At 64.0% G+C, this 9,545-nt stretch carries 10 protein-coding genes; 1 reads left to right on the forward strand and 9 read right to left on the reverse strand.

The window, feature by feature from the left end; genetic code table 11:
* The 3 genes from Q352_RS0117755 to nosZ form a co-directional block, all read right to left on the reverse strand.
* Positions 1-252, reverse strand: a 252-nt coding sequence (locus Q352_RS0117755) for a transposase (RefSeq protein WP_028500481.1), incomplete at its 3' end; no start/stop codon positions are given.
* A 66-nt stretch (positions 253-318) separates the two neighbouring features.
* On the reverse strand, positions 319-756 hold the full coding sequence (locus Q352_RS0117760) for a copper chaperone PCu(A)C (protein WP_084300359.1): 438 nt from the start codon (positions 754-756) through the stop codon (positions 319-321).
* Positions 757-947: 191 nt separating this feature from the next.
* The gene (gene nosZ, locus Q352_RS0117765) at positions 948-2,864 is read right to left on the reverse strand and encodes a TAT-dependent nitrous-oxide reductase (protein WP_028500483.1); all 1,917 of its coding nucleotides are present in this window, start codon (positions 2,862-2,864) and stop codon (positions 948-950) included.
* Positions 2,865-3,071: 207 nt separating this feature from the next.
* On the opposite strand from nosZ, the gene Q352_RS0117770 reads away from it, so the two are divergent.
* A complete protein-coding gene (locus Q352_RS0117770) occupies positions 3,072-3,485 on the forward strand; it encodes a c-type cytochrome (RefSeq protein WP_028500484.1) in 414 nt (137 codons plus the stop codon).
* A gap of 85 nt (positions 3,486-3,570) precedes the next feature.
* Here Q352_RS0117770 and Q352_RS21860 read toward each other — a convergent pair whose 3' ends face one another.
* The 6 genes from Q352_RS21860 to Q352_RS21865 all read right to left on the reverse strand — a co-directional run.
* Complete coding sequence (locus tag Q352_RS21860; protein WP_036386951.1) at positions 3,571-4,197, reverse strand: hypothetical protein; 627 nt, start codon at positions 4,195-4,197, stop codon at positions 3,571-3,573.
* 4 nt (positions 4,198-4,201) lie between these two features.
* Positions 4,202-4,714, reverse strand: coding sequence for a nitrous oxide reductase accessory protein NosL (locus Q352_RS0117780; protein WP_036386833.1), 513 nt, complete (start codon positions 4,712-4,714; stop codon positions 4,202-4,204).
* The gene (locus Q352_RS0117785) at positions 4,711-5,535 is read right to left on the reverse strand and encodes an ABC transporter permease subunit (RefSeq protein ID WP_028500331.1); all 825 of its coding nucleotides are present in this window, start codon (positions 5,533-5,535) and stop codon (positions 4,711-4,713) included. The genes Q352_RS0117780 and Q352_RS0117785 overlap by 4 nt, the downstream gene beginning before the upstream one ends.
* Entirely contained in the window at positions 5,535-6,470 is a 936-nt protein-coding gene (locus tag Q352_RS0117790) for an ABC transporter ATP-binding protein (protein ID WP_028500330.1), read from the reverse strand. Before Q352_RS0117790 ends, Q352_RS0117785 begins: the two co-directional genes overlap by 1 nt.
* Complete coding sequence (locus Q352_RS0117795) at positions 6,454-7,743, reverse strand: nitrous oxide reductase family maturation protein NosD (protein WP_233495288.1); 1,290 nt, start codon at positions 7,741-7,743, stop codon at positions 6,454-6,456. The genes Q352_RS0117790 and Q352_RS0117795 overlap by 17 nt, the downstream gene beginning before the upstream one ends.
* On the reverse strand, positions 7,740-9,545 hold a 1,806-nt coding region (locus Q352_RS21865; protein ID WP_036386952.1), incomplete at its 5' end, for a 4Fe-4S binding protein. The genes Q352_RS21865 and Q352_RS0117795, both read right to left, overlap by 4 nt.

Below are 9,545 nucleotides of genomic sequence, written 5' to 3' on the forward strand. Positions count from 1 at the left end.
GAGGACTTCCTTCAGCATTTCGATGTCGAGTGCCTGATTGGCGACCAGACGTTTCAATCGGGCGTTCTCTTCCTCCAGCTGTTTCAGTCGTTTGGCTTCCGACACCTCCATACCGCCAAATTTGTTGCGCCAGTTATAGAAGGTGGCATCAGAAATACCATACTTGCGGCACAGTTCCGTGACCGGAAGACCGGCCTCCGCTTCCTTCAGGACGGCGATGACTTGCGCTTCAGTGAATCGAGACTTCCGCATGAGAGGCTCCTTTGGCCTTCATGCTAACTTATGCTTGGTATACCTGCAGGGGGGAAGGTCACTTATCTATAGCGCCTTAACCACAAGGGTTGTTGATACAATTTCACGCAGGCCGCCGCTATCGATAGTCAGGGTCAGCGGCAATCGGTCGCCGACCGCCAGCGGCGTACGCAGGCCGATCAGCATCAGGTGGATGCCGTCATGGCGCATGACCAGTGGGCGGGCCGGCGATAGCGGCAGGGCACCCAGCCGGCGCATGCCGAAGCGGCCCTGTGCGTCGACAAAGCTTTCATGGATTTCGACCCGGCCGACACGCGGGCTGCTGGCAGCAATCAGTCGCGCCGGTGTGGTGCTGGTCAGGGTGACAAAGCCGGCGCTGCCGTACTGGCCGGCGCGGGTACGCCATGCCCAGCCGTCACGGGCGGTGACTGTGCCGGGGTCGGCCAGCGCGGGCATGCAGAGCATTGTCAGGGTGACGGACAGGCAAAGCAGGAGGCGTTGCATGCTGTGTACCTTCAATGGAACAGGATGAAAAAAGGGAGGCCCCTGCTCAGGGGCCCCCGGTAAAACCGACCGTGCTCCGCGACACAGGGGTCATCGGAACTCGAACGCGGAGCCTGTGACCGGACACCCCACGCCTGTATTGCGGCCGGAAAACGGGGGCACCGTGATGCCCCCGCCGTGAACGGAGCTCCTCAACGCCGTTCGACGATCATGCGGCTGCGCATCTCCAGGTGCAGCGCGTGGCAGAAGTGGGTGCAGTAGCACCAGAACACGCCGGGCTTGTCGGCCTTGAAAGTGACCGACTTGGTTTCCTGCGGATTGACAACAAAGTTGATGTCGTACATCGGAATGCCGAAACCGTGGGTCAGATCCTCGACCTTGTCATGGTTGGTCAGGATGATCGTGACTTCATCGCCCTGCTTGACCTTGAACTCGCGCATCGAGTACGCCGGTGCCTGGCTGGCCAGGTAGATGGTGACCTTGTTGCCGTTGCGTTCGATGCGCTGGCTCTTCGGGTCCTTCACCGCATTCGGGAAGTCATCCATGTTGTAGACCTGGCGGGTCTTGATCACGTCACGGCGGATGCCGATGGCGTCATGCGGCTCCGAGTAGGCCGGATGGTCGGCCACCAGCACCATCTTGTCGCCGCTGATGTCGATCAGCTGCTCGGTTTCTGCATGCAGCGGCCCCACCGGCAGGAAACGGTCCTTGGAGAACTTGTTGCCGGAGTTGAAGAACTTGCCGTCGGCTTCCTTGGTTTCGCCCATCGTGGTCCAGCCGTGGCCCGGCTGGTAATGAACGTCGATGCGGTCGACCACCGGCTGGGCGGTCTTGTCGCCCTTGAACTGCTTGATGGCCGCATCGATGTTCCACTTGACGATCTGGCTGTCGAGGAACAGCGTAGTGTACGCATTGCCACGGCCGTCAAAGGCGGTGTGCAGCGGGCCGAGGCCAATTTCTGGTTCGGCAACCACGCAGTCGCGCGCTTCCTTGAGACCGCCATCGAACCACTTGTGGACCAGGGCGATCTCAATCAGCGAGGCGGTCGGCGACAGCTTGCCCGAGCAGGCGAAGTATTTGCCGTCTGGGCTGGCATTGACGCCGTGCGGGTTCTTCGGCACCGGCACGTAGCAGGTCAGCGAGGTCTTCGGGTCCTTGTTTGCTTCGGAGCGGCCGTCGACCACCGGCACCTTGGACATGCCAATGGTGGTGAACTTGCCGGCCTTGACTGCTTCCTCGATGCGGGCAATGTTGAAGAACACGCAGGCGTCACGTTCGGACGACATCATGTCTTCATAGTGAACACCGTTTTCGGTGTTGTACTGGTTCGATGCGGCGAGCTTGCCGTCGTAGCTGGTCGCGACCAGATCCATGTTGCCGTCGACGCGGCACTGCCAGCGCACTTCCATGGTTTCGGCATCGACGCAGGAGAACAGACAGCCATATTTTTCGGGGGAATCTACGTCCGCACCAAAGTTCGGCAACGGTATGCTGAATTCACCGCCGGCGAACACGCGGGTCGTGTGGTTGATAGCCGGATCGACCGGATCACGCTTGTCCGTAAATAGGCCATGTTGCCCCTGAATATTTGGGATATCGGTGATCTTGTCGCACTCGAAGGTGTCGCCGCGGATGCGGGCCACGCGGGCATTCAGCTTGTCGTTAACCCAGAAGAACTTGCCGTCGTAGGTGCCGTCCTTATACGAACCGTGAATATGGTGGGTGTCACCGGTTTTGAATTTCAACTGGCCGTCGGGACGGGTGCCCAAGATCGCCTTGGATTCGTTGGTGATGCCCCAGCCATTCATGCAGTCGATGTTGAACACCGGGATACGCTTGAATTCGCGGCCGGATGGTAGACCAAAAATGCGGCATTCACCTGAGTGGCCACCGGAACTGATGATGTAGTAGTCATCGAGCTGACCGGGAGCGACTTCGGTCTTGCCGTGGGCGCCAGCGGCGGCCGGCTTGGCGGCATCTTCGCCTTCCGGCTTCTTGCAGGCGGCAAGGCCCACGCTCAGCCCCGCGCCGGCGAGACCGGCCAAGGCGGATTTACCCAGGAAGGAACGGCGACTCGGGTCTTGGGGTAGGAGTTCTTGGTCGGTCATGATAGAGGGCCTGTCGGTATGTGGAGAAGAGTGGCAACTGTGTCAAAATGTTGCATGTGTCAAACTGTCGCAGTTATTCTGTTCCTGCATGTCATCCGCATCGTTGATGATCGTCAAATGAAAGTTCTGAACAAGCACTTAATCTGAGTGAGATTGTTTCGTGGAGTTTGCAGGATGCCGTTTTTTACTCTTTTTCAGGATTGTTAGATGTCTCCCTCCCGTTCCCTTGGCCTGTTGTCCCTGGTTGCTGCGCTGAGCGCCTGTGGCGGACAGGAAAAAGCCCCTGCCGCAGCCGAGGCCCCGGCCGCTCCCGCTCCCGCTCCGGTCGCCGAAGCCCCGGCCGCCGCCCCGGCCGCCAGCACCGAAGTCGCTGCCGGCGAAGCGGTGTTCAAGAAAACCTGCGCCATGTGCCACCAGACCGGTGCGGCCGGCGCGCCGAAACTGGGCGACAAGGCCGACTGGGGTCCGCGTCTGGCACAGGGCAAGGACACGCTGTACAAGCACGCGCTGGAAGGCTTCAACGGCAACAAGGGCGCGATGCCGGCCAAGGGCGGCAACCCGTCGCTGTCCGACGATGACGTCAAGGCCGCTGTCGACTTCATGGCCGGCAAGAGCGCCTGACACGATTGAATCCTGCCCCTTTGCGACATGGGCGGGATTTCCGGACAAGCTGACGGGGCCGTGAGGCCCCGTTTTTCATGCCCGCTCAGCTGTCGTGCAGGCTGTCGAAGGCATCCGACCCCGTGGCCAGCGTGTCGAGCAGCCAGCCCAGCAGCACCGGCACATCGGTCAGTGGCAGGTCGATCGGGCGTGGTAGGCGGTCCGGGGCCCGGTACAGCACCGGCGAGGTGGCGGACAGCCGCGACAGCCGCCAGTCGCGATTGTCAGGCGCCAGCCAGGCGGCTTCCCAGCATGCCGGTGACGCCATGCGCAGCCACATCCCGACGCCATCCACATCGAGCAGCTCGACGGCATCCAGCCGGCGCAGTGCGCCGCCCGGATAGCGGTCGGCATGGCGCTGTTCGACCAGTTCGACCAGGCAGGCATGCGGGCTGTCGTCTTCCAGCATCGTGCCGCGCAGGCGGGCGGCCAGCACGGCCCGCACCCGCTCGCTTTCGGCCTGCAGCACCGAGGCACGGATGGCGACGGTGTCCTCGTCCTCCGCCCGCCGGCCTGCCGCGATGTCGTGAATCAGCGCATCGGCCGATGCCGCGTCAGCCGCGGCCAGTGCCGCCTTGCCGGCTTCGCGCAGCTCATACTGCAGCCGCGCCAGCGCTTCGACCTCTGCCGCCACTTCCGGCTGCAGGTCGCGAAAGAAATCCGGGTTGGACATGGCGTCACATCCCCTGGTCTTTGAGTACGCCGCCGTCGAGCTTGATCATCTCCGGCGTGACTTCGTTGAAGGCGTAAACCTTGCCGCCATACTGGCCGGCGAAGCGTTCGGCGTCGGCGCGCAGCGCAAAGGTGCCGAAGGTCGGTCCCATGCTGCCGGTGCGCTTGCTGCCTGCCACATAGAATGCCTTGCGCGCGTCGACCCAGTAGCCGACCGGCTTCTGCCAGTTGGCATGTGCCATGTCCTGCACGAAGGCGCCCTTGATCGGCTTGACCTGTTCCGGCTCGATCAGCAGCGACATCAGCTCGATGGTGTCGCAGAAATAGTCGATCTGGCCGTCACTGAAGCGGATCTGGCCTTTCGGGCCCGGGTAGTCGGCCAGCACCATGCCGTCGAGTGCGCAGGCGGCGCCCTGCGGCGGGTTCAACTCGGCATCGGCCGGCTTGTCGCTGGTGGACGCCTGGCCGCAGGCGGCCAGCAGTCCGGTCAGCAGCAGCGGAAGAAGGAATTTTTTCATGGTCGTTTGAATCTCCAGACAGCCAGTGCCAGCGGAACGGCAATCCAGGCCAGCATGACACCGCCGAGCAGGGCCGGGTGGGTCAGCGTGTCCGGCAGCACCGTCGCCAGGCCGTAGAACGCCTTCAGTTCGGATGAGGAAAACACGTTGAGAATGCGGAACACATCGGTCGGATTCAGGAACAGCGCGATGACGAACGCGCCGGTGCCGCCTTCGCCGCTGGCCAGCACCATGACCCCGAGCAGGACCAGATCGAATACCAGCACGAACAGGAACCACAGCGCGATGGCCACGCCGCTGGCGCTGGCGCGGTCACGCGAGCAGACCGACACCAGTACCGCCAGACTCAGGAACGACAGGCCGAGCAGCAGCGAACTGGCGACAAAGCCGGCGTAGTGCCACAGCGCGTACAGGTCGAAGAACGGCGCCAGCGCGATGCCGGCCACGCCGAAACCGGCCACGGTGGCGGCCGTCAGCGCGGTGGCCAGGCCGAGGTATTTGCCGAGGATCAGTTCGGTGCGGGTGATCGGCATCGACAGCAGCAGATCGAGCGAGCCGCGTTCGCGCTCACCGACCACCACATCGAAGCCGAGAATCAGCGCGATCAGCGGCAGCAGGTAGATGACCAGGCTGGTCAGGCTGGCGATGGTCGGCTCGATGCCGCGAAAGCCGACCGTGCCCTGTTGCGCCGGACCGAACCAGGCGATGACCAGCGCGAACAGCGCAAACAGGATGGCGACCACCAGTACCCAGCGATTGCGAATGCGGTCGCGGCATTCCTTGCCGGCGATGGTCAGCAGCGGAGCAAGAGCGAAGTCCATCAGCGGGTCTCCCGGGCAGCGGCATGGACATCGCGACGATGGCCCAGAAAGACCGCTTCCAGTGTCGGTTCGATAAAGCGCACGTCGGCCAGTGCCTCGCCGAGCCGGGCCAGTACCGCCAGCAGGCGCGGCTTGTCGGCGCGGTCGATGGCCAGCGACAGGCCGTGCGGCTGGCTGGCGGGCTCGAAGCCGGCCTCGGTCAGCGCGGCCAGTGCGGCCGGCCGCTCGGCGACGGCCAGCGTCAGCTCGACCGTGACCGGCAGGGCAATGGCGGCCGACAGTTCGGCCACGGTGCCGAGCGCGGCCAGCCGGCCGGCGCTCATCAGTGCCAGCCGGTCGACCCGCTGTTCGATCTCGGCCAGGATGTGCGAAGTCAGGATCACCGTCGCACCGCCGGCGCGCACCCGTTCCAGAATGGCGTAGAACTCGTGAATGCCTTCCGGGTCGAGGCCGGTCGTCGGCTCGTCCAGCAGCAGCAGCTTCGGCGCACCGAGCAGCGCCTGGGCGAAACCGAGCCGCTGGCGCATGCCCTTCGAGTAGTCGCGGACCCGGCGCTTGCCGACGGCCGGCAGGCCGACCGTATCCAGCAGTTCGGCGTACGGCGCATCGCTGACGCCCTTGAGCCGGGCGAAAAAGGCCAGCGTCTCCAGTCCGGTCAGGTTGTCGTACAGCACCACGTTTTCCGGCAGATAGCCGATCTGGCGGCGCACCGCGCGGAAATGCGGGCCGGTCACTGCCTCGCCGCACAGTGCGATTTCGCCACTGCTGACCGGCAGCAGGCCGAGCATCATCTTGAACAGCGTGCTCTTGCCGGCGCCGTTATGACCGATCAGCCCGAAAATCTCGCCGGCATCGACGGCAAAGCCGACCCGGTCGACAGCGACAAAATCGCCGAAGCGACGGCTGACGTCGCGAACCTCAATGGCGTTCGGCATGAATCCATTCTCTCCAGTTGGCATGGTGGGGCTGCATGGCAGGGTGCGCCTCGACCACAGACGGCACCCGCAGCACCGGGAACTGGCGCGCGATCATGCGCAGGGTCTGCACGGCCGGGCTGTGCATCAGCAGTTTGGCGACCGGATAGCGCCAGGTCAGCCGGTCGACCACGTCGTTGGCCTCGTACGGAATGTCGCCGCGGCCGTCCTCGTCGTGGTCCCAGCCCAGGTAGTTGCTCCAGTAGTTGCCGGTCTGCTTGCCCCATTCCTGATCGCGACTGGCCACATAGCGTACCTGCTCGCGGTTGCGGATAAAGTCGTTGCCCTCGACCGTGTTGCGGTACGAACCGGCCCACAGATGAACGCCGACGCGGTTGCCGATGACCAGATTGTTGCGCAGCGTGTTGTACTCGGCGTCGTAGATGAAGAAACCGCGCACATTGTCGGCGACCACATTGTTCTCGATGACCGAGTCCTGGATGGTGCGCAGCATGATGCCGTGATCGGAATTGGCCCAGGCGCGGTTGTTGCGGACGATCTGGTCGCGCACCTCCATCAGCGCCAGTCCGCCCCGGTTGCGGTATACATCGTTGTTTTCCCACACGTTGTGGTACGAGTTCATGTAGTGGGTGCCGTAGCGCACATGGTGGATGCGGTTGCCGCGGAACACGGCATAGTGCGACACGTCGACATAGATGCCGTCGCGGGCGAAGCTGATCCGGTTGCCGATGATCTGTGCGCCCTGGGTGTTGTACAGCTGGATGGCATTGCCGCGCTGCGGGCTCATGTAGTCGCGCTTGCCGGTGATCAGGTTGTTCTCGATCCGCACCCCGTTGGCTTTCTCGATCCACAGCCCGAACAGGGTATAGGCAAAGTCGCAGCGGCGGACCACGGCGCGATGGGCGCCGGGCCCGAGATAGACGCCGGCATTCTGCGCGCCGAGATCATCGCCGCTGTCGCGGATGATCAGGCTGTCCAGCGTGACATCCACCGACTTGACGGTAATGACATTGCCGCGATTGCCGCCATCCAGCGTGGGCCGGTGGGCCGGGTCGGCGCCGACCAGCGTCAGCGGCTTGTCGATAACCAGATTGGCCGGATAGTGGCCGGGGGCGATGCGCAGCGTGTCGCCGGGCGCGGCGCGGGCAATGGCATCGGCCAGCGTGCCGTCGGGACCGACCTGCCAGACCGCCGCCTGCGCGGCAAGGGGCGCGACGAGGACGGCGAGGCAGGCCAGACGGGCGGCACGCAGGCCGGGGGGAGGGCGGGTCAATGGACTTCCTTGATCGGGATGAAATAGCCGTCCTTGCCGATCGGTGTCGCCGGCAGGCCGTCCCGTTCGCGGCGCTTGCGTTCCCTGGCCAGCGGCGGGCAGGCGTGATCATCGTAATACATCACCATGCAGTCGAGGCAGAGCAGGCATTCCATCGGGTCGATACGGCCGTCGGCGGCAATGGCCTGCGAGCCGCAGCCGACCGCACAGGCCTTGCACGGGCCGCACTCGGCCTTGCGCTTCAGCCCGTTCAGCCGCAGTCGAGACGGCAGGCCCAGCCCGGCACCCAGCGGGCACAGGTACTTGCAGTACGGACGTTCGGTAAACAGCGACAGCCCGAAGATTGTGGTCACGAACAGCACGAACGGCCAGCTGCGGTTCCAGATGCCGACCAGGAACGTGGTCTTGAACGGTTCGATCTCGGCCAGTTGCTCGGCCAGCACCATCGAGTGGAACGAGGCGGCCACCAGGCCGATGAACACCGCGTACTTCAGCCACTTCAGCTTGTCATGCAGCGGTTTGGGCAGCTTGAACTGCCAGCGCGCCAGACCGAGGCGGCCGCCGACCTTGTACAGCAGTTCCGACAGCGAGCCGAACGGACACAGCCAGCCGCAGAACAGCCCGCGGCCCCACAGCAGCAGCGAGATGGCGATAAAGATCCAGAACAGGAAAATCAGCGGGTCGGACAGGAACAGCCCCCAGCGCCAGCCGTCGAACGGTGCGTGGATCAGCGTCAGCAACTGAGTGACCGACGGCTGCGCCATCTGCCAGAAGCCGATAAAGCCGATGCTGATTACCCACATAGTGGTTTTCGGCCACGAGATCCAGCGCTTGTCGCTGCGGCGGCTGCGGCGCTCCCAGCGGTCGCGCAGCGCATAGAAGCCGAGTGTGAACAGCAGCAGCGCGGCAAACACGGCGATCTCGACCGGCTTGCCCTTCCAGGCCTTCAGCCATGGCGCGTCGGGGCGTTCCACTGCCGGGCGGCCGCCCTGCAGATAGTGGGCCGGCAGCCAGTATTCGGACTCGAAATTGACGAAGGTCTTTTCGTTGTTGGCGTCGCGGCGGTTGCCGAGAAAATTGAACGCCCACGGCCAGGCGGCCGAGAAGCTGTGATCGCGCAGGATGAAGATGCCGGACTCGCGGAACGACGGCGCGCCGGCAGCCTTCAGGCTGTACAGGTTCATGTAGTCGCTGTCGCGGAAGGTGTACGAGTCGCGGTCCTGCTTGACCTGGATGCGGTCGTAGATGCCGCCGCGCACAAAGCCGGACCCCTTGAACGAGCCGGAGCCGTTCGATACCACGAACAGTGCGTGCTCGCCCGGCTTCAGCGTCGCCATCAGTGCCTCCCAGGCCGGGGTGCCGAGCAGGCTCTTGCCGATGGCCGGGGTATTCAGATAGCCGAAGTACAGGTCGAGGTACGGCTGGCCGCTGTCGGCCTCGCCGACATCGCCCGGCGATACCTTCAGGTGGCCGACACTGCCTTCGTCGACCAGCTGTTCCCAGCTGCGGGTGGTGGTGTCGGTAGTGAATACTGCCTGCGGCTTCGGCTGCGGCTTGATGATGCCGACCTGCTTGGCGATCTCATAGCTGGTGCGGGAAATCAGCTGGTTCTGGGCGATCAGGGTGACGGTCGCGCCGGAAATGGCGTCCATCGGCACATAGTCGCCGTCGGCCTTGCCGAGCTCGAAGCGGGTGCCGGCCGGGTGGCCGAGATACTGGCGGACGAAGTCGACCAGTTTTTGTTCCGGAATGCCGACCAGCAGGATCGGTTCGCTGTGCTTGAGAATGCGCACGCCGCGAAT

The sequence above is a fragment of the Microvirgula aerodenitrificans DSM 15089 genome (genome assembly GCF_000620105.1).
GTDB lineage: Bacteria > Pseudomonadota > Gammaproteobacteria > Burkholderiales > Aquaspirillaceae > Microvirgula > Microvirgula aerodenitrificans.